Below are 25128 nucleotides of genomic sequence, written 5' to 3'. Positions count from 1 at the left end.
CCGCGTATGCTTCCACCCCTCCGAGCAAGGGAAGCACTGATCATGGCCAAGACCGTCATCCTGAGTTCCGCCCGCACGCCCGTTGGCAAGCTGGGCGGAGGCCTCTCCACCGTCAAGCCCGTCGAGCTGGGCGGGATCGCGATCACGGGGGCGCTCGAGCGCGCCGGCGTCGCGCCCGAGCAGATCGAGCACGTGGTGATGGGCCACGTGATCCAGGCCGGTCAGGGTCAGATCACCGCCCGCCAGGCGCAGATCGCCGCCGGGATCCCGGATCACGTCAGCTCGGAGACGATCAACAAGGTCTGTACGTCGAGCATCCGCTCGGCCGCGATCATCGACCTGCTGGTCCGCGCGGGCGAGCTGGGCGTCGGCGTCGCCGGCGGCATGGAGTCGATGTCGCTCGCGCCCTACCTGCTGACCAACGCCCGCTTCGGCTACCGGATGGGCGACGGCAAGACGGTCGACTCGATGGTCCTGGACGGGCTGACGAACTCGTTCACCCACCGCCAGATGTTCGACGAGACGACCGAGGTCGCCGACGCCCACGGCTGGTCGCGCGAGGAGCTCGACCGCTGGGCGCTGCGCTCGCACGAGAAGGCGCTCGACGCGATCGACGGCGGCCGCCTCGGCGAGGAGATCGTCCCGGTCACGATCAAGGGCCGCAAGGGCGACACCGTCGTCGACACCGACGAGGGTCCGCGCCGCGGCTCGACGATCGAGGCGCTGGCGAAGCTGCCGGGCCTGGTCAAGGGCGGCACCCACACGGCCGGCAACTCGCCGGGCGTCAACGACGGCGCCGGCGCGCTGGTGCTCGCCTCCGACGAGTGGGCCGCGGCCAACGGCAAGGAGGTCCTCGGCGAGATCGTGGCCTTCGGCCAGGCGGCCGGCGAGTTCCCGAACCTGCTGACGACGCCGGGCAAGGCGTCGCACAAGGCGCTCGAGAAGGCTGGCCTGAAGCCGTCCGACGTCGACGTCTGGGAGATCAACGAGGCCTTCGCCTCGGTCGCCCTCAACTCGATCAAGGATCTCGGCATCGACGAGGACCGGGTCAACGTCAACGGTGGCGCGATCGCCCTCGGCCACCCGCTCGGCGCCTCGGGCGCCCGGATCATCGGCTCGGCCCTGCTCGAGCTGCGCCGCCGCGGCGGCGGCATCGGCGTCGCGACCGCGTGCTCCGGCACCGGCCAGGGCGACGCCGTCGTCATCAAGGTCGGCTGAGGCCGACCCCCGCCGCCTCGCGTGGCGGTCGGCCCCCGGCAGCTGGGGGCCGACCGCCACGCGAGCGACGGCCGAGGCCTCGCTAACCTCCGCGGCGTGCCCCGCGCCGCCGCGTTCTTCGACCTCGACAAGACGCTGGTCGCCGGCTCGTCCGGGTTCTACTGGGCGCGGGCGGCGGCGGCCCACGGGCTGATCTCGCGCCGGCGGCTGGCCGCGGACGGCTGGGAGAACCTGAAGTTCCGGATCCGCGGCTCGACCGACGAGTCGACCCGCAAGGTCTGGGAGCGGGTGGGGGAGTTCCTCGCCGGCCAGCGGGTGCGCGACTTCGAGCGGCTGTCGCCGCGGGTCCTGGCCGGCGTGCTGCCGCGGCTCTACCCCGAGATGCTGGCGATCGCCTGGGAGCACCAGGACGAGGGCCGGCCGGTCTACGTGGTGACCGCGTCGAGCCAGGAGACCGCCTCGATGATCGCCGGGGTGCTGTTCTTCGACGGCGCCCTCGGCGCGCCGCTCGAGGCGGTCGACGGCCGCTACACCGGGCGGCTGTCGGGCCCGATGACCTACCGCGAGGGCAAGGTCGAGGCGATGCGGCGGCTGGCCGAGCGCGACGGGCTCGACCTGTCCGCCTCGTGGGCCTACTCCGACAGCGAGTCCGACCTGCCGATGCTGCGGGCGGTCGGCCATCCGGTGGCCGTCAACCCCGACCGCGAGCTGGCCCGGGTGGCGCGCGAGGAGGGCTGGGAGGTGATCCGGCTGGAGCGGCTGGCGACCCACCTGAAGACCGCCGCGGCGCTGGTCGCGGTCGGGGCCCTGGGCGGCCTGGGACGGGCCGCCTCCGCCGGCCGGCCGCTCGGCGGGACCGGGCGCCGCCGCGGCTGATTGGCGCGCCGGCGTCCCGATCCGTCGGACGCTGCGCTAGCATCCTGCGCTCCATAACCCATGCCGAGTCCCGGTCGCACAGCGGTCGGGAGCGGGGGACCCAGTGATCGCCAAGTGGCGATCGGGGGCGAATCGCCGGAGGACTCCGGCGTAGCGCACGTCTTGAGCGCGAGCCCGTCAGCTAACCCCGTAGGCGATGAGACGAAGGGACGGAACCCCCCATGAGTCACGATCGCGACCTCGCGTCCACGCTGCCGTGGGCGCGCAGCCTGCGGGCCTCGCGCAAGCGCCGCGACGCCGCTGCGTCGAAGCGCCGCTGGAGCACCCGCCGGCGCGCCACGGCGACCGCGATGACCGTCGCCGTGCTCGGCCTCGGCGGCGTCGCGGCCGCCCAGACCGGTTCTGCCGGCGGCAGCGCGAAGAGCCAGGCGGGCGGCGCGTCGATCGCCGCCGTCCAGGGCAAGCTCGGGATCGCTGCCGACGGCGTCGTCGGTCCCCAGACCCGGGCCGCGGTCAAGCGCTTCCAGCGCCAGGCCGGGATCGCCGTCGACGGCGTGATCGGACCCCAGACCCTGGCCGCGCTCGGGCTCCGCGGCGGCGCGACCGCCAGCGCCCGCAGCAGCCGCACGACCAGCGGCAGCGCCGGCAGCGGCAGCGGCAGCGGGACGACCAACGCCACCCTCCGCAAGATCGCCCAGTGCGAGTCGGGCGGCGACCCGACCGCGATCTCGGCCAACGGGACCTACCGGGGCAAGTACCAGTTCGACCGCCAGACCTGGCGCGCCAACGGCGGCAGCGGCGATCCGGCCGCCGCCTCCGAGGCCGAGCAGGACCGGATCGCGGCCAAGCTGCTCGCCGCCCGCGGCACGCAGCCCTGGCCGGTCTGCGGCCGCTAGGCCCGGCCCACCGCGGCCCGCGCGAACTGGCGTCAACTCCCACCTCCGCTCCCGAACTGGCGTCAATCCACTCCGCTATCCGGGGCGGAATGACGCCAGTTCGACGGGGGAGGGGTGGGATGACGCCGGTTCGCCCCGACCTTGCGCGCGGTCGCAGGCGCTCCCATCGGTGCCGTGTGCGAGCCTTGGGGCGTGTCATCGTCACTGCGGATCGATCCGATCGCCGAGGCGCGCCGCCATTGGACGGCGCGCTGGGGTGCGGAGCCGGCGCGTCCGATGGCCGCGGTCACCTCGATCATGCGGGTCCAGCAGATCCTGCTGGCGCGGCTCAACGAGCTGCTGCGCGAGGACGCGCTGACCTTCCCCCGCTACGAGGCGCTGATGCTGCTCTCGTTCACCCGCACCGGCGCGCTGCCGCTGGGCAAGATCGGCGAGCGGCTGCAGGTCCACCGCACCAGCGTCACCAACATCGTCGACAAGCTCGAGCAGGACGGCCTGGTCCGGCGGGTCCCGCACGAGTACGACCGCCGCGCGACCCTCGCCGAGATCACCGACGCCGGGCGCGAGGTCGCCGCCCGCGCCACCGAGCGGCTGAACGCGGCCAGCTTCGCCCTCGACGCGCTGGGCGCCGGCGCCCAGGACCAGCTGACCGAGCTGCTCGGCGACCTGCGCCGGGCGGAGGGGGACTTCGTCGGCTGAGCACCCCCGACGGCCGGGGGTGATCGTCGCGGTCCGCGCCCCCGGGCTGGACGTTCCGGCGCCGGCCGCGTACGATCAAGGACGAGATATGCGGGCTTCCGACTATCTCACTTCCACGGACAAGACGGACTGACGATGCCCACGCCTCCCGAGACCGCCGCCACCGCCCTGCCCACCACCCACGAGCAGTGGCAGGCCGCCTACGGCCTGTCGCCCGAGCGCGACGCGGACTTCACGACGCTCGGCGGGATCCCGATCGAGCCGCTCTACACCGCCGCCGACCGGCCGACCGAGCAAGCCGACGGCACGCCCGACCCGTCGATCGGGCTGCCGGGGCAGTACCCCTTCACCCGCGGCGTCTACCCGTCGATGTACCGCGGCCGCCTCTGGACGATGCGCCAGTTCGCCGGCTTCGGCACCGCCGAGGAGACGAACGAGCGCTTCCGCTACCTGCTCGACCACGGCCAGACCGGCCTCTCGACGGCCTTCGACATGCCGTCGCTGATGGGCCACGACTCCGACCACGCGCTCTCGCTCGGCGAGGTCGGCCGCGAGGGCGTGGCGATCGACACCGTCGACGACATGCAGACGCTGTTCCGGGGGATCGACCTCGGCGCGGTCTCGGTCTCGATGACGATCAACGCCCCCGCGGCGATCATGCTGGCCTTCTACGCGGTCGCGGCCGAGCGCCAGGACGGCGGCACGCAGGAGAACCCGGGCGTCCCGCTCGATCGGCTCAACGGCACGATCCAGGCCGACATCCTCAAGGAGTACATCGCCCAGAAGGAGTGGTGCTTCCCGGTCGACCCGGCGATGCGCGTGCTGGGCGACATGATCGAGTTCTCGGCCCGCAACATGCCGCGCTGGAACTCGGTCTCGATCTCCGGGTACCACATCCGCGAGGCCGGGGCGACCGCCGCCCAGGAGCTGGCCTTCACGCTCAAGGACGGCCTGACCTACGTCGAGCAGGCGATCGAGCGCGGGCTCGACGTCGACGACTTCGCTCCGCGGCTGAGCTTCTTCTTCAACGCCCAGATCGACTTCTTCGAGGAGATCGCCAAGTACCGCGCGGCCCGCCGGATCTGGGCCCGCGAGCTGAAGGAGACCTTCGGCGCGAAGAACCCGAAGTCGTGGCTGATGCGGACCCACACCCAGACCGCCGGCGTCTCGCTGACGGCCCAGCAGCCGTACAACAACATCGCCCGCACGGCGATCGAGGCGCTGGCCGGCGTGCTCGGGGGGACCCAGTCGCTGCACACCAACTCGCACGACGAGGCGCTGGCGCTGCCGACCGAGGAAGCGGTCCGGATCGCGCTGCGGACGCAGCAGATCATCGCCCACGAGACCGGCGTCGCGAACACGATCGACCCGCTCGGCGGCAGCTGGTTCGTCGAGTCGCTGACCGACGAGCTGGAGCGCCAGGCCTACGAGTACTTCCGCAAGATCGACGAGCTCGGCGGGATGGTCGAGGCCGTCAAGCAGAGCTACCCGCAGCGCGAGATCGCCGAGGCCGCCTTCGAGCTGCAGACGGCGATCGAGGACGAGCGGCGGATCGTGGTCGGCGTCAACGCCTTCACCGAGGGCGACGACGGCGAGCACCCGATCCTCAAGGTCGACCCGGCGCTCGAGCGCAAGCAGGTCGACCGGCTGGCCGCGGTCAAGGCCGCCCGCGACTCGGCGGCCGTCGAGCGCAGCCTGGCGACGCTGAAGGAGACCGCCGCCAAGCCGGACGCGAACCTGATGCCGCCGCTGCTCGACGCCGCCCGCGCGCACGTCACGGAGGGCGAGATCATCCACGCGCTCCAGGACGTCTTCGGCAGCTACACCGAGACCCCCGTCTTCTGATCCCCGACACCCCGCAAGGAGCCCGCGAGATGAGCGCCACCACCGCGACCCCCGTCAGCGACGCCCCGGCCGGCCCCGTCGGCAAGATCCGCGTGGTCGTGGCGAAGCCCGGCTTGGATGGTCACGATCGTGGGGCGAAGATCATCGCCCGGGCGTTGCGTGACGCCGGGATGGAGGTGATCTACACCGGTCTGCACCAGACGCCGGAGCAGATCGTGGCGACGGTGATCCAGGAGGACGCCGACGCGGTCGGGGTGTCGATCCTGTCCGGCGCGCACATGACGCTCGTTCCGCGGATCGTGGAGCTGCTGGAGGCCGAGGGGATCGACGACGTGCTGGTGACCGTCGGCGGGACGATCCCGGTCGACGACATCGCGCCGTTGAAGGAGCAGGGCGTCGCGGAGGTCTTCACCCCCGGCACCCCGACCCAGGCGATCATCGACTTCATCCGCCGCGGGGTCGCCGCCCGCGAGCGCGACTGACGATCCGCGTTCTCGCGCCACCCCGGGCGCCGACTCCGCGTTTCGACGTCCCGGCGACGTCGAAGTGCGGACTCGCGCCGGGGGGCGGGGCGAGACCGCGATCGGACTGAGGACCCTCTACACCCCCGGCCGTCCGGATCGTTCGATCCGCACCGCACGAATCCCGCGACCTGCGACACCATGGGTCGCCCCACGTCGAAGGAGCCATCTTGGCCACGCTCTCCAGCGCCGCCGTCGCGGCGCCACGCCCCGTCCTCGCCGACCTGCTGCCCGGCGTCCGCGCCCGCAGCGCGGTGCTGGTGGTCGCCGGCGCGCTCTTCACCGCGCTCTGCGCCCAGATCGCGATCCAGGTGCCGCCCTCGCCGGTCCCCGTCACCGGCCAGACGCTGGCCGTCGTGCTGGTCGGCGCCACGCTCGGTGCCCGCCGCGGCGCCGCCGCCCTGGCGCTCTACCTGCTGCTGGGCCTGCTGCTGCCGGTCTACGCCGACGGCAGCTCCGGCTGGCACGTCGTCTGGGGCCCGACCGGCGGCTACCTGATCGGCTTCATCGTCGCCGCCGGCGTGATCGGCGCGCTCGCCGAGCGTGGCGCCGACCGCCGGATCCCGACCGCCTTCGCGATCTTCGCCCTCGGGCAGCTGATCGTCTTCGGCTTCGGCGTCCCCGGCCTGATGCTGGCCACCGGCCAGGACCTCGGCTGGTCGATCCACAACGGCTTCACGCTGTTCATCGTCGGCGGCCTGATGAAGGCGGCCGTGGCCGGCCTGGTGCTGCCCTCCGCCTGGCGGCTGGTCCGCAAGGTCGACGGCGAGGGCGACCGCTAGTCCCCGTCCTCCGGCCGGTCGCCCGCGGGGCGGCCGGCCGCCCCGCCGGGACCGAAGCGGGCGATCGCGACCGCGGCCCGCAGCCGCAGCGACCCCGGGTCCGGCTCGCCGGTCAGGGCCAGCGCCCGCCGCACCCGGTAGCCGACCGTGTTCGGGTGGACGGCCAGCCGCTGGGCGACCGCGGCGACGCTCATCCCGGCGTCGTGCAGCGCGCCGAGCGTGGCCACGATCTCGTCGCTGAGCGGGGCGAGCACGCGCTCGGCGAAGGCCCGCGCGCCGGCGCCGTCGTGCTGCAGCAGCACCACCACCTCGACGTCCTCGTAGGCGATCACCCGTGGCCGGTCGCTGCCCGCCGCCCGCGCCACCTCGAGCGCCCGGCGGGCCTCGGCGTGGCTGCTGCGGAAGCCGGCCAGCCCACGCGCCGGCCGCCCGGTCGCGGCGACGATCCCGGGACGGGCCACGATCTCGGGCGCTGCCTCGCTCACCACCCAGGCGTAGAGGACGTCGCCCGGGCCTGGCGCCACCAGCCGCGGGGCGGGCAGCCGCGCGGCCGCGGCCTCCAGCCGGGTCACCCGCGCCGCCGCCGTCTCGGTCGGCAGCGCCCACAGCGCCACCGCGACGTGGCGGCGGTCGACGTCGTAGCGCAGCCGGGCGCTGGCGGCGGGGACGTCGGGCGCGGCGGCGGTCAGCAGGTCGCGGATCGTCTCCGCCCGCATCGTCTCGATCCGTGCGCTCAGCCGCGCCCGTTCCTCGGCCTGGTGGTCGACGAGCGGCTGCAGGACCGCGTCGACGTAGGCGAAGAGGAAGGCCGAGGTCGCGGTCGTCGCCTCGTCGAGCACCCCCGGCTGCGGGCAGTTGCGGCGCAGGATCCGCAGCCAGCCGGCCCAGACCTCGGCGTGGCCCAGGCGGTAAGCCCGCAGCAGGTCGGTCGGCGAGCGGCCCTCGGCGACCAGGTCGGTGGCCCAGCGGACGGTCTCCGGCGGCGGCACCGCCGAGGCCGGGTCGGCGCCGGCCCCGAGCATCCCCGCGATCAGCGTCACGTGGGCCAGCGTCGACGCGGCGAGGCTGGCCCGCAGCGCCTCGCCCTCCAGCCCCAGCCGCTCGCAGATCACGCGGTCGGCGGCGGCCGCCACCTGCTCGGCGTCGCGCATGGTCTCGCGGGCGGCGGCCCGGATCGCGGCCCGCGCCATGGGGGAGATCGTGTGGTCAGCCACAGCATCCGCGATCAAAACCTGTGGCGATCGTGAATGCAAGCGCCGCCGCCCCGGCCGAGACTCGGCCCATGGAGGACACCTACGACGTGATCGTGTGCGGGGCCGGCGCCGCGGGATGCGTGATCGCCGCGCGGCTCAGCGAGGACCCAGGCCGCTCGGTGCTGCTGATCGAGGCCGGGCCGCACAACAAGCGGCTGACGGTCAAGGCCCCGGCCGCCTTCCCCAACCAGTTCGGCAGCAAGCTCGACTGGGAGTACTGGACCGAGCCGGAGGAGAACCTCTTCGGCCGCCGGCTGCACGAGCCGCGGGGCAAGCTGATGGGCGGCTGCTCGTCGATGAACGCGATGATGTACGTGCGCGGCAACCGCTACGACTACGACTCGTGGGCGGCCGAGGGCGCGAGCGGCTGGAGCGCCGAGGAGTGCCTGCCGTTCTTCGTCCGCAGCGAGGACAACGCCGACCTGCACGACCGCTACCACGGCCACGGCGGCCCGATGCACGTGCGGACCAACGACCCCGACCCGGTCACGCGCCGGATCGTCGACGCCTGCGTCGAGGCCGGCTTCGAGCGGCTCGACGACCTCAACGGCGCCCACCAGGAGGGCGTCGCCCTGACCCAGGTCAACGTCCGCGGCGGCGTCCGCCAGGACACGGCGACGGCGTTCCTCGGCGGAACCGCGCGGCGGCCGAACCTGACGGTGGTCAAGGGCGCGCTCGTCCACCGGGTCGTGGTCCGCGACGGGCGGGCGGTCGCCGTCGAGCTGTCGACCGGCCGGGAGGTGAAGAGCGTCCACGCCCGCGACGAGGTGGTGCTCAGCGCCGGCGCCTTCGGCACGCCGGAGATCCTCCAGCGGTCCGGGATCGGGCCCGCCGACCACCTGCGCGCGGTCGGGGTGACGCCGCTGCTCGACCTGCCGGCGGTCGGCCGCAACCTGATGGAGCACCCCTTCCAGTTCGTCAACTGGGAGCTGGCCGGCGGCCACGTCGGCCTCTCCGACGCCGCCCACCCGAAGCATCTGGCGCAGTGGCTCGCCCGCCGCAGCGGCAAGCTCACGAGCAACATCGGCGAGGCGCTGGCCTTCTTCCGCACCGACCCGTCGCTGCCGGCGCCGGACATGGAGATCGTCGTTGCGCCGCTCTTCTTCTGGGAGCACGGCAAGCGCGAGCACCCGCGGCCGGCGTTCAGCATGGGCCTCTCCTACGTCGCCCCGACCAGCCGCGGCTCGGTGATGATCGCCTCGCCCGACCCGCGCCGGAAGGCCCAGGTGCGGCTGAACATGCTCAGCCGCGAGGAGGAGGTCCAGGCGATCGTGCGCGGCGTCCACCGGGTGCGCGAGATCGCCGCGATGCCGGCGCTGCGCGAGCTGCGCGGGCCGGAGATCAACCCCGGGGTCTGGGTCGACGACGACCACGCGCTCGGGCAGTGGATCCGGAGCACGGTCGAGCATACCTACCACCCGGCCTGCACGGCCCGGATCGGCGGCCCGGAGGACGGCGTCTGCGATCCCCAGCTGCGGGTCCACGGGATCCCCAACCTGCGGATCGGCGACGCCTCGGCGATGCCGACGATCACCCGCGGCAACACCCACGCGCCGACGATCATGATCGGCGAGCGCTGCGCGGCGTTCGTCCGCGGCGAGGCGCCGGTCGCCGCCCCGCCGGCCGCCGCCCTCGCCTGAGCCTGAGCCGGTCCCGGTCCCGGTCAGCCGCCGGCGTCGGCCGCGAGCGCCGGCACCGGCGGCCCGGCCGTCCAGCCGCCGTCGGGCCGCCGCCAGAGCGCCCGGTAGGGCCCGCGGCCGAGCGCCGGCCCGGTCCGCACGGCGACCCCGAGCGGATCGGTCCGCTCGTCGCTGCCCCAGCGGACCGGCAACGGGCCGCGGCCGCCGCCGACCAGCGGCTCGCCGGTGGCGGGGCCGCCGCAGCCGGGCCGCGCCGGTCCGCACGGCCACAGCAGCACCGGCCGCCAGCGCTGGTCGTCGCCGTCCCAGCGCTCGATCGCGAAGGTCCGGGCGCCGGCACCGGGCCGCACCTGGAGGAACAGCCACAGCCGCCGGTCGGGTCCGCGGCCGACGATCCGCGGCCAGAACGGCAGTGCGGTGGCGGCGGCGCCCGGCTTCGGCCGACCGCGGTGGTCGTAGACCCCGCTCTGCCAGTCGCGGTAGCGGCGGCGGTCGCCGACCGGCAGCCCGCTCTCGGCCGGGTCGATGTCGCGGAGCAGGAACTGGGCGCTGCTGACGACGCCGGGCGTGCGCCACGCCAGATAGGTGCTCCAGCCGGCGAACCGCGCCTGGTCGGCGCGGGTGAACGGCTGGTAGGGGTCGTCCTCGCGGGTCTCGTAGCCGTACTCGGTCAGCCAGATCGGGGCGCCCGGCCCGAGCCGCAGGCGGCCCTCGGCGACCAGCCGCCGCAGCAGCCCGTGGAGCGCGTCGAGGTCGGCCAGCGCGGCCCGGTCGCGGCCGCTGGCCGGCGTCCCGGGATCGGCGTAGCGGGTGTAGGGGTGGTAGGCCAGGCCGTCGGCGACCGGCGGCCGGAAGTCGGCGCAGTCGCCGTCGCCGCGGGGCCGCAGCGCGTCGTCGACGCAGGCCAGCTCGCGCAGGAACCGCAGCGGCGGCACCCCGTCGACCCCGGCCGGGCCGCCGATCGCCGCCAGGTTGCCGAGCAGGATCGCGGCCCCGGGCGAGGCGTCGCGGATCGCCCGCGCGGCCGCCTCGTGCATCCGCCGGTAGACCGCGGGCGAGGCCGGCTGCGGCGCGCCGTCGGGGCCGGGCCGCCACTGGGGCGCGAGGAAGGCCGGGTGGTTCGGCTCGTTCCAGGTCGCGAACCGCGTCACGCGCGGCAGCGGGGCGTCGGCGCCGGCCGGCCGGAAGCGGCCGTCGTAGCGGACGGCGACGGCGCGGGCGAAGGCGGCGAAGGCCTCGGGGTCGGGCGCGTCGCGGGGACGGCCGGGGTTGCTGCTGGCCCGGGCCACCGCCCACCGCGGGGCCCAGAAGGCGACGTCGATCAGGACCGGCAGCCCGGCGCGGGCGGCCTCGCGCACGGCCAGGTCCAGGTGGTCCCAGGCGCCGGGCGCGTAGGTCGCCGGGTCGGCGGGCCGGAACGGCGGCCCCGGCCGGCGGACGGCCTGCGGGTCGGGGGCGATCCGCGACCAGCTGGCGGTCAGCCGCACCAGTCCGACGCCCAGGTCGCGGGCCCGGCGCAGGTCCTCGCGGACCCGCGCGGGCGGGCGGTTCAGCAGCTCGGCGTCGTCCTGCAGGACCAGCGGCAGCGGCAGCGCGGGGTCGGCGCGGGCCGCCGTCGGGGCGCCGCCGGCGACCGCCGCGAGCAGCGCCAGCGCGGCCGGCGGGACCCGGCGCGCGGGGCACCGACTGGCTGCCTGGCCAGGGCTCGGGGTCGGACGCGGCACCTTCCCAGCATCGCCGACCCGTGACCGCGTCGCGTCACCACGCGCGCGCGGGATAGGATCGCGCGGTCCGCCCTTCCCTCGAGGGCGCTCCGGGAGACCTCAGCGTGCCGAGCACTCCGCAGAACAAGATCCGCGTGGTCGTGGCGAAGCCCGGCTTGGACGGTCATGACCGCGGGGCGAAGATCATCGCCCGGGCGCTGCGCGACGCCGGGATGGAGGTCATCTACACCGGTCTCCACCAGACGCCGGAGCAGATCGTGGCGACGGTGATCCAGGAGGACGCCGACGCCGTGGGGGTGTCGATCCTCTCGGGCGCGCACATGACGTTGGTTCCGCGGATCGTGGAGCTGCTGGAGGCGGAGGGGATCGACGACGTGCTGGTGACGGTCGGCGGGACGATCCCGGTCGACGACATCGCGCCGTTGAAGGAGCGGGGGGTGGCCGAGGTCTTCACGCCCGGAACGCCGACCTCGCGGATCATCGATTTCATCCAGGAGGGCGTCGCGGCCCGCGAACGCGACTGACCCGTCCCGGCGGGCGCTCACGGCGCCCGACCATCAGAACCTACCCGCGGTCGCAAGTTCCGGCGACCGCCGACTGACTCGTCAGTCAACCGCGCTACACTGCCGAACGCCCGTTGCCCCCGAAGGAGGCTCTCAAGTGACAAAGATCGTCGTCTTGGTGAAAGAGGTCCCGGACGCCGCCGTCCAGAAGAAGGTCGACCCGTCGACCGGTCGTCTGGACCGCAGCGGCGAGAAGACCCTGAACCCGTTCGACACGCACGCGATCGAGGCCGCGCTGCAGCTCAAGGAGAGCGGCGCGCTGCCGGTCGAGGAGGTCGTCGCGATCACCGTCGGTCCGGCCGGCGCCGAGAAGGCGCTGCACAAGGCCGTCTCGCTGGGTGCCGATCGCTCGATCCACCTGGCCGACGACGGCCTGGCCGGCTCGGACGTGGTCGCCACCGGTTTCGCCCTGGCCGAGCTGGTCAAGCGCGAGAACCCGGACCTGGTCCTGCTGGGCCAGCAGTCGGACGACGGGCAGTCCTACGCGGTCGGCGCGGTCGTCGCCGAGAACCTCGGGTGGCCGGGCCTGACCCAGGTCATCAAGCTCGACGTCGCGGGCACGGAGCTCACCTGCGAGCGCCAGGCCGAGTACGGCTACGACACGGTCAAGGTCCAGCTGCCGGCCGTGATCTCGGTCGGCGACGCGATCAACGAGCCGCGCTACCCGTCGCTGAAGGCGATCATGGGCGCGAAGAAGAAGCCGCTGGAGAAGCTGTCGCTGGGCGACGCCGGCATCGACGCCTCGAAGGTCGGTGCCGACGGGTCGAAGGCCAAGTGGCAGTCGGCCAAGGAGCCGCCCGCCAAGGCCGCCGGCACCATCATCGAGGACGACGACACGGCCAAGACGGTCGAGCAGATCGTCGCCTGGCTCGACGAGCGGAAGCTGATCTGAACATGAGCAACATCCTGGTCTACGCGCTCCACCACGAGGGCGCGATCAACAAGAACTCGCTCGGCGCCATCTCCGCGGCGTCGAAGCTGGCCGGTGAGCTCGGGGGCGAGGCGCACGTCGTGCTCGTCGGCGAGGACATCAGCGACGACGTCGCTGGCTCGGTCGGCTCCTACGGCGCCGCCAAGGCCTTCCGCGTCAACGCCCCGGCGGGCGTCGCCCAGCCGGTCGTCGACGCGCTCGACAAGGTCGCCGCCGGCGGCGACTACGCCTACGCGATCTTCGGCGGCGGCCTGCTCGGCTTCGAGGCCGGCGCCGGCCTCGCCGCCCGTCGCGGCGGCGGCATCGCGGTCGAGATCACCGACGTGCGCGTCGACGGCGGCCAGCTGGTCGCCGAGCGCCCGATCCTCGGCGACAGCCAGATCTCGGAGATCACGTTCGACGGCTTCGGCGTGGTCGTCGGCCGCCTGAACGCCTTCGAGGCCGTCCAGTCGGGCTCGCCCGTCGGCGTCGAGGACGTCGCGGTCGACCTCTCGGACGCCTCCGGCAAGGTCACGGTCGTGACCCGCGGCGAGCAGCGCGGCGCCGACGTCAACATCGAGGACGCCAACGTCCTGATCACCGGCGGTCGCGGTCTCGGCAAGCCCGAGAACTTCTCGCTCGCCGACGACCTGGCCAAGGCCTTCGGCGGCAACAGCGCCGTCGCCGCCACCCGGGCCGCGGTCGACGCCGGCTGGTACCCCTACGCCGGGCAGATCGGCCAGACGGGCAAGACCGTCGCGCCGAAGCTGTACCTGGGCCTGGGCGTCTCCGGCGCGATCCAGCACAAGGTCGGCATGCAGAGCGCCGAGAACATCGTCGCCATCAACAAGGACTCCAACGCGCCGATCTTCGAGTTCGCGGATCTCGGCGTCGTCGGTGACCTCCACGCGATCACCCCGGCCCTGACCGAGGCGATCAAGGCCAAGAAGGGCTGAGGACCATGGCCGCCACTGCGAAGAACGGCGCGATCGCGCCCGCACAGTTCCCGCCCCCGGTCGACGCGGTGGCGGAGTTCGTCGCCGCCCCGGAGGCGGGCGAGGACGAGCGGATCGAGGTCGGCGTCGCCATCGTCGGTGGCGGCCCCGGTGGCCTCGCCGCGGCCAACCGGCTGCTGCAGCTGCTGGCCGAGGACCCCGAGCTGCTCGAGCAGCTCGGGGAGGTCCCCGTCGCGATCGTCGAGAAGGGCAAGGTCTGCGGCGCGCACAACCTGTCCGGCTCGGTGATGAAGCCGGGGCCGCTCGAGGAGCTGTTCCCCGACTTCGACCCCAAGGCGAACCCGGCCGTCTACACCGAGGTCGAGGACGACGCCGGCGTCTGGCTGCGCAACGACAAGAAGTCGCTGACGCTGAAGCCGACGCCCCCGAACTTCGCCAACAAGGGCAACTGGGTGATCTCGATCTCCCAGCTCTGCCGCTGGATGGCCGAGCAGGCGGAGGAGGCCGGGGCCTACGTCCTGACCGAGACCGCCGCCCAGAAGCTGCTGGTCGACGGCGAGCAGGTCGTCGGCATCGTCACCGGCGACAAGGGCCGCGGCAAGGACGGCGAGGAGCTGGGGACCTTCGAGCCCGGGATGGAGGTCCACGCCAAGGCGACGGTCCTCGCCGAGGGCAACTGGGGCCACCTGACCGGCGCCGCCGTCAAGCGCTTCAACCTGGCCGAGGGCAAGCAGCCCCCGACCTGGGAGATCGGCGCCAAGGAGGTCTGGAAGGTCAAGAAGCCGTTCGGCAAGGTCGTCCACACCTTCGGCTGGCCCGCCAGCCCGAAGAAGAAGGACGCGATGGCCGGCGGCGGCTGGATCTACCCGATGGGGGAGGACCAGGTCTCGATCGGCTACGTCGTGCCGCTGCACACGCCCGACGCGACCGTCTCCGTCCACGACCTGCTGCAGACCTTCAAGTCGCACCCGTACGTCAAGGACGTGCTGGAGGGCGGCGAGCGCGTCGCCTGGGGCGCGAAGGCGATCCAGGCCGGCGGCCTGCTGTCGCAGCCGAAGCTGTCGGTCCCCGGCGCGGTGATCGTCGGCGAGGGTGCCGGCATGGTCGACATGGCGCGGCTGAAGGGCGTCCACCTGGCGATCGCCGCCGGCAAGATCGCCGGCGAGCAGATCTACCAGCAGCTGAAGGCCGGCTCGAACGACTTCTCCGGCTACGAGCGGGCGATCGAGGACTCGGTCGTCGGCAAGACGCTGCGCGAGGTCCAGTCCAACCGCGGTCTGCTCGACGCGCACGGCCTCAAGGTCGGCGCGGCGCTCTCCGGTCTCGACTTCGTGACCAAGGGCAAGCTGCCGCCGGGCAAGCCGACGCTGCACCTCGACAAGGAGGTCGCGGTCGCCGTCCCGGACAAGCCGATCAAGGACATCTACCCGCAGCCGGACGGGAAGTACTACTTCGACAAGCTGAGCTCGGTGTTCATCACCGGCAACGCGACCCGCGACGACGCGCCGAACCACATCCGGATCGAGAAGCGGGTCCCGCGGCAGGTCGCGGAGACGTGGAAGTGGATGTGCCCGGCCGGGGTCTACGAGATCGAGGACGACCAGCCGTCCGAGGGCTTCGTCGACGTCACGGTCAACTACACCAACTGCGTGCAGTGCGGGGCGATCACCGCCCGCGGCGGTCGCCTGACCCCGCCCGAGGGCGGCGACGGCCCCGCCTACCAGGTGGTCTGAACCGGCGCCGGCCCGCGCCGGCACCGCCAGCGGACGACCGTCCGATCCGTCCGAGGGGCGCGCAACTTGCGCGCCCCTCGGCGGTTGGAACAGGGGAATCCGGTCGTCGGGCATGATCCGAGGACCGTCCTCCCGCCGCCCCCTCCCGCCGTTCGCCATGGTCGCTCGTTCGTTCCCGCTCCCTCGCCTACGCCGCTCCGCCGCCGTCGCGGCGATCGCCGGCGGCGCGCTCGCCCTGCCGGCGGCCGCCGACGCCGCGCGCGGCTCGGGCGTGCCGGCGAACGCGCTCCGGATCGAGCGGCCGCTCTGCACGAACTCGGGCAGCGACCCGCTGCAGCGGACGGCGAGCTTCGAGGTCCGGCTCCGCGACCTGTCGCCGGCGTCGCGGTCGTTCGGCTTCGCGGCGCTGTTGCAGGAGCGGGCGATGCCCGGCGGCAAGTGGACGACGCTGAGGGGCGCGCGATCGCCCGCCGGCTTCGGCCGCTACCAGTACGCCCGGGCCGGCAGCACGCAGATGGTCCGCAAGATCTCGATCGCCGACCTGCGGCCGGGCTACCGCTACCGGATGCAGGTCCGCGGCCGCTGGAACCGCGGCACCGGCGGACGCGGGACGACCGTCCTCAGCCGCAGCTGCGCGATCGCCGACCTGCGGCCCGACGTCGGGCTCGCCGGCGGCCCGATCGCCTGGACCCCGGGGACCTCGGCCAACCAGGTCGTCTACCGGGTGCCGGTCACCGCCAGTCGCCTCGCGGCCCTCGGCGACCGTCCGGTGACCGTCGAGCTGCGGCAGGCCGGGGTCGTCCTGACCTCGACCAGCTACGTGCCGAGCGCCGCCAGCGAGGTGCTGCTGGTCGCCGGCCGTCGCTGCGCCGCCGACCGCCGGCTGACCGTCGTCGTCGACCCGGCCGGCGAGATCGACGAGCGCGACGAGACGAACAACGTCCGCACCGTCCCCTGCGCGCCGGCGTCGTGAGCCGCGTTCGCGCCTGGACACGTGACCGAGGCGCTCCGCGGTCGACTGCTACCCTGCTTCGACGATGAAGGCCGAGATCCATCCCGAGTACGCGCCCGTGGTCTTCCGTGACGTCTCCGCGGGCGTCACCTACCTGACCCGCTCGACGCTGAAGAGCGAGAACACGATCGAGCTGGACGGCACCACGTACCCGGTGGTCGACGTCGAGATCTCTTCCGCCTCGCACCCGTTCTACACGGGCAAGCAGAAGATCGTCGACACCGCTGGCCGCGTCGAGCGCTTCCGCCGTCGCGCGGCCAAGCGCGCCGAGACGCAGTCCTAGCGGGTCCCGGGGCCTCGGCGGGCAACGCTCGTGGCCGCCACCCGCCCACCGGCTCGGGCGCCGTACGACCAGCAGGCCGCGGCGCCCACCGACACCTCCTACGCCGCGCAGCAGGACGCCCCCGTCGGCGGCCAGGCCGTCATCGAGGGCGTGATGATGCGCGGCGTCAAGACCTGGGCGGTCGCGGTCCGCAAGCCGCTCCCGGAGCAGCTGGTCGACGGCGCGATGCCCGCCGGCGTCGCCGCCGAGGGCGAGATCGAGATCCAGACCTTCCCCTTCCGCTCGGTCCTGGCCCGACGGAAGCTGCTGCGGACCCCGGTCCTGCGCGGGGTGGTGGCGCTGGTCGAGTCGCTGCGGATCGGCTTCCGCGCGCTGCGGATCGCCGCCAACGCCCAGAGCGGCGAGGACGAGCCGGAGATCGGCGCCGGCAGCTGGATCATCGCCGTCCTCGGCGGGCTCGGGCTGGCCGTCGGCCTCTTCTTCCTGGCCCCGGTCGGCCTCACCAGCCTGATCAAGGACCAGCTCGGCTCGGGCTGGCTGTTCTGGATGGTCGAGGGCGTCGTCCGGACCGCGATCTTCATCGGCTACCTGGTGCTGGTCACGCGATTGGCCGACCTGCGCCGGGTCTTCGAGTACCACGGCGCCGAGCACAAGACGATCGCCTGCTACGAGGCGGGGCTGCCGCTGACGCCCCGGAACGCCGAGCAGTTCAGCCGCCTGCACCCGCGCTGCGGGACCAGCTTCATGCTGATCGTGATGATCGTGGCGATCTTCGTCTTCGCCCCGGTCGGGCTGCCCGAGTGGTACTGGCTGTTCGCGACCCGGATCCTCGGGATCCCGCTGATCATCGGCCTCTCCTTCGAGGCGATCAAGTTCGCCGGTCGCCACCGCGCCAACCGGGTGGTGGCGAAGTTGATGTGGCCGGGCCTGCAGCTGCAGCGGCTGACCACCAAGGAGCCCGACCACGACCAGCTGTCGGTCGCGATCGCCGCGCTCCAGGCCGTGCTCGACCGCGAGGACCCGCGCGCCGCCCGCGGGCGCGACCTCGTCGGCATCGAGGTCGCGGCGTAGCCGCCGATTGGTCCGGCCCGTGGACGGGCTTCCGGTTCTGGAACCGGCGGGCGGCTGGGCCTAGGCTCGCGGGGTGTCCATCACCACCGTTCCCACCCCCCGGATCTCGCTCAAGTCGCTGGCCCCCGAGAGCTACCGCGCGATGGCCGCGCTCGGCCGCAGCGTCACTCTCGACCCGCAGCTGCGGGGGCTGGTGAACGTCCGCGCCTCGCAGATCAACGGCTGCGCCTACTGCGTCGACACCGACGGCAGCGAGGCGATCGCCCACGGCGAGGACCCGCGCCGGCTGGCGGCGCTGGCCGCCTGGCACGACTCGCCCTTCTTCACCCCGCGCGAACGGGCGGCGCTGGCCGTCACCGACGCGGTCACCCGGCTGCCCGACGCCGGCCTGCCCGACGACGTCTACGCCGCCGCCCGCGAGCACTTCGACGACGAGGAGCTGGCCCAGCTGCTCTTCGCCGTGCTCGTGATCAACGCCTGGAACCGGATCGGCGTGCCGACCCGGATGGCGCCCCCGCGGCTGGCCGGCGCCTGATCGACGGGCCCGCCGGCCACCGCGGCCCGCACGCGAGCCGGCCCGCGAATACCATCGGTCGCTGTGATCGAAGCGCTCGTGGACCAGATCGAGGCCCGGTTCGCCGAGCTGGAGCGGCAGATCGTCGATCCCGAGGTGATCGGCGATCGCCAGCGCTACGCTGAGGTCGGGCGCGAGTACCGGCGGATGCAGGACGCCGACAAGCTGGCCAAGGACTGGCGGCGGGCGACCGACGACGCCGCCGGCGCCCGCGAGCTGCTGGAGGAGGCCGAGGACGCCGAGGTCCGGGCGCTGCTGGAGAGCGCCCGCGAGCGGATCGCCGAGGTCGAGGAGGAGATCCGGCTGGCGATGGTCGATCCGGATCCCTACGACGACCGCGACGTGATCGTCGAGATCCAGGGCGGGGCCGGGGGCGAGGAGGCCGGGCTGTGGGCCGGCGACGTCTACCGGATGCTCAGCAAGTACGCCGAGCGGCGTGGCTTCAAGAGCGAGCCGATGCAGGTCGCCGACGGCAAGTACACCTTCGCGGTCAGCGGCGACGGCGCCTACTCGGTCTTCAAGTGGGAGGGCGGCACCCACCGCGTCCAGCGGGTGCCCGCGACCGAGTCGCAGGGTCGGATCCACACCTCGACCTGCACCGTCGCGGTGCTGCCGGAGGCCGAGGACGTCGACATCCAGATCGACCAGAACGACCTCCAGATCGACGTCTACCGCTCGTCCGGGCCCGGCGGGCAGTCGGTCAACACCACCGACTCGGCGGTCCGGATCACCCACAAGCCGTCCGGCGTCGTGGTCTCGATGCAGGACGAGAAGTCACAGCTCCAGAACCGCGAGAAGGCGCTGCGCGTGCTCCGCGCCCGCCTCTACGAGCACGCGGTCGCCGAGCAGCGGGCCGAGCAGGCCGCGGCCCGCAGCGCCCAGGTCGGCAGCGGCGACCGGGCGGAGAAGATCCGCACCTACAACTACGGCGAGCGGCGGGTCACCGACCACCGGGTCAAGCTCACCCTCTACTCGCTGGAGGCGATCCTCGAGGGCGAGCTGGACGAGTTCACCGCCGCGCTGCAGGCCGACGAGAAGCGGCGGCTGCTCGAGCTGCAGGCGGCCGACAGCCAGCCGTGAGCGCCGCCGAGCCGCCGGAGACGGTCGCGGCGGCGGTCCGGCGGCTGGCCGCGCGCTTCGCCGCGGCGGGGATCGACACGCCGCGGCTCGACGCCGAGCTACTGGTCGCGCACGTGATCGGCGGCGACCGCGCGCGGCTCTTCCTCTCGCCCGAGCGGCCGCTGGACGGCGACCAGGCGGCGGCGCTGGCGGAGCTGGAGCGGCGGCGGGCGGAGGACCGCGAGCCGGTCGCCCACCTGCTCGGGACCCGCGGCTTCCGCTACCTGGAGCTGGACGTCGACCGGCGGGTGCTGGTGCCGCGTCCGGAGACCGAGCTGCTGGTCGAGGTCGGGCTGGAGCTGCCGGCGGGCACGGCGGTGGTCGACGTCGGCACCGGCAGCGGCGCGATCGCGCTGGCGCTGGCCGACGAGCGGCCCGACCTGCTGATCCACGCCACCGACCGCTCGCCCGAGGCGCTGGCCGTGGCGCGCGCGAACCGCGACCGGCTGGGCCTGGAGGTGCGCTTCCACGAGGGCGACCTGCTGGCCGATGCGGTGGCGGCGATCGGGCCCGGGGCGCGGCCGCTGGCGGTCCTCTCCAACCCGCCCTACGTGCCCGACGGCGACCGCCCCGGCCTGGCGCCCGAGGTCCGCGAGCACGACCCCGCGCTGGCGCTCTTCGGCGGCCCCGACGGGCTCGACGTGATCCGCCGGCTGCTGCCGGCCGCGGCCGACGCCGGCGCGGCGCTGGCGGCGGTCGAGCTGGGCGCGGGGCAGGCGCCGGCGGTCGCGGCGCTGGCGCGGGCGGCCGGGTTCGCCGAGACCGAGATCCGCGACGACCTGGCCGGGATCGGCCGCGTGGTGGTCGCGCGCGCCGCGGCGGGAGAGGGCACGCCGCCCGCCGACCCGGGCCGGCTGCCGCTCGGGCGGGCGGCGATCGAGCGGCTGACCGCGGTCACCGGCGCCGGCGGCGTCGCCTGCTTCCCGGCCGAGACGGTCTACGGGCTGGCCGTCGACCCCGACGACGGCGACGCCGTGCGGCGGATGGCGGCGCTCAAGCGGCGCGATCCGGGCAAGCCGAACGCGGTCATGTTCTGGTCGGTGGAGGCGGCGCTCGAGGCGCTGGGCCCGCTGCCCGGCGCGCTGGCCGAGGCGATCGCCGCGCTGCTGCCGGGACCGCTCGGGCTGCTGGTGCCGAACCCGCGCCGGCGGTTCGCCGCGGTCACGGGCGAGGATCCGGAGAGCCTGGGGATCCGGGTGCCGGACCTGGCCGAGCCGGTCGACGCGCCACCGATCGCCCAGACCAGCGCCAACCACGCCGGCGGACCCGACCCGGCGACCCTCGACGCGGTCCCCGACGACGTCCTCGACGGCTGCCGGCTGGTGGTCGACCGCGGTCCGCGGCCCGGCACCGCGTCGACGATCGTCGACCTGCGCGGCGACGGCTGGCGGATCGTCCGCGAGGGCGTCGTCCCCACCGCGACGGTCGCCGCCCGGCTCGCGGGGCGGATCGGCCCCGAACGTCGGGGCTGAGCCGCCACGCGACGACGACGAGGGCGGCCGGCCCGTACGATCAGCGCATGCGGATCGTCGTCGCCTCGGACCACGCCGGCTTCGCGCTCAAGGAGCACGTCAAGGCCCGCCTCGACGCGGGCGGCCACGAGGTCACCGACGTCGGCACCAGCTCCGACGCCTCGACCGACTATCCCTCGTTCGCCGCCGCGGCGGCGCGGGCGGTGGCCGCCGGCCAGGCCGATCGCGCGGTCGTCGTCTGCGGCTCGGGCAACGGCGTGACGATCACCGCCAACAAGATCGACGGGATCCGCGCGGTCAACGCCCACGACGCCGACGAGGCGTCGATGGCGCGGCTGCACAACGGGATCAACGTGCTCGGCCTGTCGCAGGCGCGGATCACGCCCGAGGCGTCGGAGCCGATCGTCGAGGCCTTCCTGACGACGGCCTTCGAGGGCGGCCGCCACGAGCGCCGGATCGACGAGATCGCCGACGTCGAGCGCGGCGGCGAGGGCCTGCCGCCCGCCGCGGCCTGACGGACGTCGCGCGGCGGTCGGCGAGGGACCGCCGGCCTCGCTAGCATCGATCGGGTCGCGACTGGCGCCGCGAGCCCCGTGCGGGCTCAGGGTGGAACCGACCACCGGGGAGCGACACCTTCATCGCCGCGCGCCTGGGCACCCGCCAGCCACCTCCGAGGAGACGCCCGTGTCCACCCTGCCTGCGAATTTCTTCAACGCGTCGGTTGTCGATGTCGATCCCGAGGTCGCGGAGGCGTTGGGGTTGGAGTTGCGGCGGCAGCAGGAGACGTTGGAGATGATCGCGTCGGAGAACTTCGTTCCGCGTGCGGTCCTGGAGTGCCAGGGCAGCGTGTTGACGAACAAGTACGCCGAGGGCTATCCGGGGCGTCGCTACTACGGTGGTTGTGAGCATGTCGATGTGATCGAGCAGTTGGCGATCGATCGCGCGAAGGCGTTGTTCGGGGCCGAGCACGCCAACGTCCAGCCGCACGCGGGCGCGCAGGCCAACAACGCCGTCTACCACGCGTTGCTGCAGCCCGGTGATCGGATCATGGGCCTCTCCCTCGCTCACGGCGGTCACTTGTCGCACGGGATGAAGCTCAACGTCTCGGGGCGGTTGTACGAGATCGTGGCCTACGAGGTCGATCGCGAGTCCTCCCGGATCGATATGGACGAGGTCGCGCGGATCGCCCGCGAGACCCGGCCGAAGTTGATCGTCGCCGGCTGGTCGGCCTACCCGCGCCAGCTCGATTTCCCGCGCTTTCGGGAGATCGCGGACGAGGTGGGGGCGTTGTTGTTCGTCGACATGGCCCACTTCGCCGGCCTCGTCGCCGCCGGCCTGCACCCCTCGCCGGTCCCCTACGCCGATGTCGTGTCCACGACGGTGCACAAGACGTTGGGTGGGCCGCGGTCGGGGATCATCCTCTGTCGGGAGGAGCACGCGAAGAAGATCAACAGCGCGGTCTTCCCCGGCCAGCAGGGCGGCCCGTTGGAGCACGTGATCGCGGCCAAGGCCGTCGCGTTGAAGATCGCGGCTTCCGACGAGTTTCGGGAGCGGCAGCAGCGCACCATCGACGGCGCGCGCGTCCTGGCCGAGCAGCTGCTGGCGGCCGGCAACGGGATCACCGTGCTGACCGGCGGCACCGACGTCCACCTCGTCCTCGTCGATCTGCGCGAGACCGCGTTGGACGGTCAGCAGGCGGAGGATCGGTTGCACGAGGTCGGGATCACGGTCAACCGCAACGCGGTCCCGTTCGACCCGCGCCCGCCGATGGTCACCTCGGGTCTGCGGATCGGCACCCCCGCCCTGGCGACCCGTGGCCTCGGGGTGGAGGACTTCCGGCAGGTCGGGTCGATCATCGCCCAGGCACTGGCCGCCGACGAGCAGGCCTTCGCCGCCCAGCAGGCCGATCTCGCCGGCCAGGTCGCCACGATCGCCCAGCGCTTCCCCCTCTACGCCGACCTCGCCTGACCCGCCCGCGGCCACGACGGGCCGACCGGCGCCGTAGGCTCTGCTGCTGATGACCTGGCGCGATCCCTTCGTGGCGCTGCTGGTCGCCTTCGCCGTCGCCGCGGCGGTCACGCCGCTGGTCGCCCGCCTGGCCCGGCTGCTGGGGGCCGTCGACCGACCGCGGGGTCGCGGCCTGGCCGTCGGCGGCACCCCGCTGCTCGGCGGCCTGGCGATCGCCGCCGGGGTCGGGGTGGCGATCGCGATCAGCATCGGCGACTTCCCGTCGACGCCGGTCTGGGAGGGACGCAGCGACAACCTCCACCACATCCTCCTCGGCGGGCTGGCGATCACCGTCGTCGGCGTGCTCGACGACCGCTTCGACCTCCACCCGCTGGCCAAGCTGGCGGGGCAGGCGGCGGCGGCGTGGATCCCCGTCTCGCAGGGGGTCGAGGTCGGCAACATCACCCTGCCCTTCCTCGGCGCGCTCGACTTCGGCAGCTTCGGCGTGCCGCTGACCGTCGCGGGCTTCGTGGTGATCATGAACGTCGTCAACCTCTCCGACGGCGTCGACGGGCTCGCCGCCGGGGTCTGCGCGATCGCCGCGATCGCGCTCGGGATCGTGGCCTGGGACCTGCAGAAGGAGCACGCCAGCCTGCTCGCCGGGGCCACCTGCGGCGCCGCGCTCGGCTTCCTGGTCCACAACTTCCACCCGGCGCGGGTCTTCATGGGCGACACCGGCGCCAACCTGCTCGGCTTCCTGCTCGCGGCCGTCGCCGTCGAGGGCTCGGTCAAGACCGGCGCCGTGCTGGCGCTGGTGGTGCCGCTGATCGTGCTCGCGGTGCCGTTCCTCGACACGACCTTCGTGGTCCTCAAGCGGCTGAAGGCGCGGCGGCCGATCTACAGCGCCGATCAGAACCACTTCCACCACCGGCTCAGCCGGCTCGGGTTCAGCCAGCGGCGGGTGGTGCTCTACCTCTACGCCTGGGCCGGCGCGCTGGCCGGGGTGGCGATCGCCCTGCGGTTCGTCCCCTACAACGACGACCACGACCACTACGACCCGCTCTGGACCTCGGTGATCGTGGCGATCGTGCTGCTGGTCCTGGCCTTCAGCGTCTACCTGGTCTACCTGCTGGAGATCGTCAAGCTGCGGCGGCTCGACGCGCTGCGGCTGCGGCGGCTGCGGCCCGACGTCAGCGAGCAGGACATCGACGCCGACGTCACCCGCGCGCTGGAGACCGGCGAGATCGACGCGATCACCGGCGAGCACCGGGCGGTCGCCGACCACGACGATGACCGCGACCGCGGCCGCGGCACCACCGGCGAGACGCCGACGGTCGGCCCCCGCGGCTAGGGCGCCTCGGGCGCCAGCTCGGCGTCGGGGCGGCCGTAGATCGCCCGCAGCCAGGAGCCAGCCAGCGCCTCGACGATCTCGTCCATCGAGAACTCGGAGTCGCGGGCGATCTGCTGGTAGAGCGTCCGCTCGACGCCCCAGACCAGCGCGAACGCGGTCGAGCGGGCGGGGAACGCGGGCGCGTTGCCGGCGGCCTGCTCGGCCACGATCCGCTGCTCGGTGGCGTCGATGAAGCGGCCGATCAGCGCCCGCCAGTGGTCGGAGACCTCGCGCTCGTAGGTCGAGACCTCGACGATCGCCCGCAGCAGCGGCCCGTGCTGGACGAAGATGTTGGCGATCTCGGCGATCGCGCTCCGCAGCACGTCGCTGCGGATCCCCTCGCCGGAGAACCACGCGTCGGCCTCGATGTAGAGCTGCTCGGCGACGGTGCTCGTCAGCCGCTCCAGCACCTCGCGCTTGTCGCGGAAGTAGAAGTAGAACGCGGTCCGCGAGATCCCGGCCCGCCCGGCCAGCCGCTCGACGTTCAGATCGGCGTAGGTCTCGCCCTCGCCGAGCAGGTCCTCCATCGCCCGCAGGACGTCCTCCTGGACCTGGGCGCGCTTGCTGGTGGTGTCGGCGCGGCGGGGGCTCGGTGGCACGCCGCCGAGCGTATCGGCCGGACCTGACGGGGTGTCGGGTCGCGG

Annotated in this window: 24 protein-coding genes and 2 riboswitches; of the genes, 21 read left to right on the top strand and 3 right to left on the bottom strand. The window is 73.7% G+C overall.

Going from position 1 to position 25128, the window contains the following annotated elements:
* The first annotated feature begins 42 nt into the window (after positions 1-42).
* The 7 genes from SH587_RS09625 (at position 43) to SH587_RS09595 (ending at position 6837) form a co-directional block, all read left to right on the top strand.
* Complete coding sequence (locus tag SH587_RS09625) at positions 43-1218, top strand: thiolase family protein (RefSeq protein WP_320670382.1); 1176 nt, start codon at positions 43-45, stop codon at positions 1216-1218.
* A 96-nt stretch (positions 1219-1314) separates the two neighbouring features.
* On the top strand, positions 1315-2094 hold the full coding sequence (locus SH587_RS09620) for an HAD family hydrolase (protein WP_320670381.1): 780 nt from the start codon (positions 1315-1317) through the stop codon (positions 2092-2094).
* Between the two features lie 51 nt (positions 2095-2145).
* Positions 2146-2305: riboswitch (cyclic di-AMP (ydaO/yuaA leader) on the top strand.
* 10 nt (positions 2306-2315) lie between these two features.
* Positions 2316-2990 carry a transglycosylase family protein gene (locus tag SH587_RS09615; RefSeq protein WP_320670380.1) on the top strand — a complete coding sequence of 225 codons (675 nt, stop codon included), beginning with the start codon at positions 2316-2318 and terminating at the stop codon, positions 2988-2990.
* Positions 2991-3182: 192 nt separating this feature from the next.
* Positions 3183-3689, top strand: coding sequence for a MarR family winged helix-turn-helix transcriptional regulator (locus SH587_RS09610; RefSeq protein ID WP_320670379.1), 507 nt, complete (start codon positions 3183-3185; stop codon positions 3687-3689).
* A gap of 135 nt (positions 3690-3824) precedes the next feature.
* Positions 3825-5534: an acyl-CoA mutase large subunit family protein gene (locus SH587_RS09605; protein ID WP_320670378.1), complete on the top strand. Its 1710-nt coding sequence runs from the start codon at positions 3825-3827 to the stop codon at positions 5532-5534.
* 29 nt (positions 5535-5563) lie between these two features.
* Positions 5564-6016: a cobalamin B12-binding domain-containing protein gene (locus SH587_RS09600; RefSeq protein WP_320670377.1), complete on the top strand. Its 453-nt coding sequence runs from the start codon at positions 5564-5566 to the stop codon at positions 6014-6016.
* A 209-nt stretch (positions 6017-6225) separates the two neighbouring features.
* Positions 6226-6837: a biotin transporter BioY gene (locus SH587_RS09595; RefSeq protein ID WP_320670376.1), complete on the top strand. Its 612-nt coding sequence runs from the start codon at positions 6226-6228 to the stop codon at positions 6835-6837.
* Here the strand turns inward: SH587_RS09595 and SH587_RS09590 are convergent.
* On the bottom strand, positions 6834-8027 hold the full coding sequence (locus SH587_RS09590; RefSeq protein ID WP_320670375.1) for a PucR family transcriptional regulator: 1194 nt from the start codon (positions 8025-8027) through the stop codon (positions 6834-6836). The genes SH587_RS09595 and SH587_RS09590 overlap by 4 nt on opposite strands.
* Positions 8028-8119: 92 nt before the next feature.
* Between SH587_RS09590 and SH587_RS09585 the strand changes: the two genes are divergently transcribed.
* On the top strand, positions 8120-9730 hold the full coding sequence (locus SH587_RS09585; RefSeq protein WP_320670374.1) for a GMC family oxidoreductase: 1611 nt from the start codon (positions 8120-8122) through the stop codon (positions 9728-9730).
* A gap of 23 nt (positions 9731-9753) precedes the next feature.
* Here the strand turns inward: SH587_RS09585 and SH587_RS09580 are convergent, their stop codons facing one another.
* Positions 9754-11454 (bottom strand): glycoside hydrolase 5 family protein, encoded by a 1701-nt coding sequence (locus SH587_RS09580; RefSeq protein ID WP_320670373.1) that lies wholly within the window; start codon positions 11452-11454, stop codon positions 9754-9756.
* A gap of 104 nt (positions 11455-11558) precedes the next feature.
* On the opposite strand from SH587_RS09580, the gene SH587_RS09575 reads away from it, so the two are divergent.
* The 13 genes from SH587_RS09575 (at position 11559) to SH587_RS09515 (ending at position 24445) form a co-directional block, all read left to right on the top strand.
* Positions 11559-11978 (top strand): cobalamin B12-binding domain-containing protein, encoded by a 420-nt coding sequence (locus SH587_RS09575; RefSeq protein ID WP_320670372.1) that lies wholly within the window; start codon positions 11559-11561, stop codon positions 11976-11978.
* A 157-nt stretch (positions 11979-12135) separates the two neighbouring features.
* Positions 12136-12909, top strand: coding sequence for an electron transfer flavoprotein subunit beta/FixA family protein (locus SH587_RS09570; protein WP_320670371.1), 774 nt, complete (start codon positions 12136-12138; stop codon positions 12907-12909).
* A gap of 2 nt (positions 12910-12911) precedes the next feature.
* Positions 12912-13883 carry an electron transfer flavoprotein subunit alpha/FixB family protein gene (locus SH587_RS09565; protein ID WP_320670370.1) on the top strand — a complete coding sequence of 324 codons (972 nt, stop codon included), beginning with the start codon at positions 12912-12914 and terminating at the stop codon, positions 13881-13883.
* A gap of 5 nt (positions 13884-13888) precedes the next feature.
* Entirely contained in the window at positions 13889-15616 is a 1728-nt protein-coding gene (locus SH587_RS09560; protein ID WP_320670369.1) for an electron transfer flavoprotein-ubiquinone oxidoreductase, read from the top strand.
* A gap of 157 nt (positions 15617-15773) precedes the next feature.
* A complete protein-coding gene (locus SH587_RS09555) occupies positions 15774-16589 on the top strand; it encodes a hypothetical protein (RefSeq protein WP_320670368.1) in 816 nt (271 codons plus the stop codon).
* Between the two features lie 64 nt (positions 16590-16653).
* Positions 16654-16911 carry a type B 50S ribosomal protein L31 gene (locus tag SH587_RS09550; RefSeq protein WP_320670367.1) on the top strand — a complete coding sequence of 86 codons (258 nt, stop codon included), beginning with the start codon at positions 16654-16656 and terminating at the stop codon, positions 16909-16911.
* A gap of 30 nt (positions 16912-16941) precedes the next feature.
* Complete coding sequence (locus SH587_RS09545; protein ID WP_320670366.1) at positions 16942-17982, top strand: DUF1385 domain-containing protein; 1041 nt, start codon at positions 16942-16944, stop codon at positions 17980-17982.
* Between the two features lie 73 nt (positions 17983-18055).
* Positions 18056-18517 (top strand): carboxymuconolactone decarboxylase family protein, encoded by a 462-nt coding sequence (locus SH587_RS09540; protein WP_320670365.1) that lies wholly within the window; start codon positions 18056-18058, stop codon positions 18515-18517.
* A 63-nt stretch (positions 18518-18580) separates the two neighbouring features.
* On the top strand, positions 18581-19636 hold the full coding sequence (gene prfA / locus SH587_RS09535) for a peptide chain release factor 1 (RefSeq protein ID WP_320670364.1): 1056 nt from the start codon (positions 18581-18583) through the stop codon (positions 19634-19636).
* Positions 19633-21147, top strand: coding sequence for a peptide chain release factor N(5)-glutamine methyltransferase (prmC, locus tag SH587_RS09530; protein ID WP_320670363.1), 1515 nt, complete (start codon positions 19633-19635; stop codon positions 21145-21147). The genes prfA and prmC overlap by 4 nt, the downstream gene beginning before the upstream one ends.
* A gap of 47 nt (positions 21148-21194) precedes the next feature.
* Positions 21195-21662: a ribose 5-phosphate isomerase B gene (gene rpiB, locus SH587_RS09525; RefSeq protein WP_320670362.1), complete on the top strand. Its 468-nt coding sequence runs from the start codon at positions 21195-21197 to the stop codon at positions 21660-21662.
* Positions 21663-21709: 47 nt separating this feature from the next.
* Positions 21710-21809, top strand: a riboswitch (ZMP/ZTP riboswitch).
* A gap of 22 nt (positions 21810-21831) precedes the next feature.
* Positions 21832-23115, top strand: coding sequence for a serine hydroxymethyltransferase (gene glyA, locus SH587_RS09520; RefSeq protein WP_320670361.1), 1284 nt, complete (start codon positions 21832-21834; stop codon positions 23113-23115).
* Positions 23116-23164: 49 nt separating this feature from the next.
* Complete coding sequence (locus SH587_RS09515; protein WP_320670360.1) at positions 23165-24445, top strand: glycosyltransferase family 4 protein; 1281 nt, start codon at positions 23165-23167, stop codon at positions 24443-24445.
* Here the strand turns inward: SH587_RS09515 and SH587_RS09510 are convergent.
* Positions 24442-25083 (bottom strand): TetR/AcrR family transcriptional regulator, encoded by a 642-nt coding sequence (locus tag SH587_RS09510; RefSeq protein WP_320670359.1) that lies wholly within the window; start codon positions 25081-25083, stop codon positions 24442-24444. The two genes, SH587_RS09515 and SH587_RS09510, sit on opposite strands and share 4 nt — an antisense overlap.
* Between the last annotated feature and the right edge of the window lie 45 nt (positions 25084-25128).

This window comes from Patulibacter defluvii (assembly GCF_034096925.1).
GTDB lineage: Bacteria > Actinomycetota > Thermoleophilia > Solirubrobacterales > Solirubrobacteraceae > Patulibacter > Patulibacter defluvii.
Note: the sequence above shows the minus strand (reverse complement) of the source record. Positions and strands in the feature narration are given on the sequence as shown.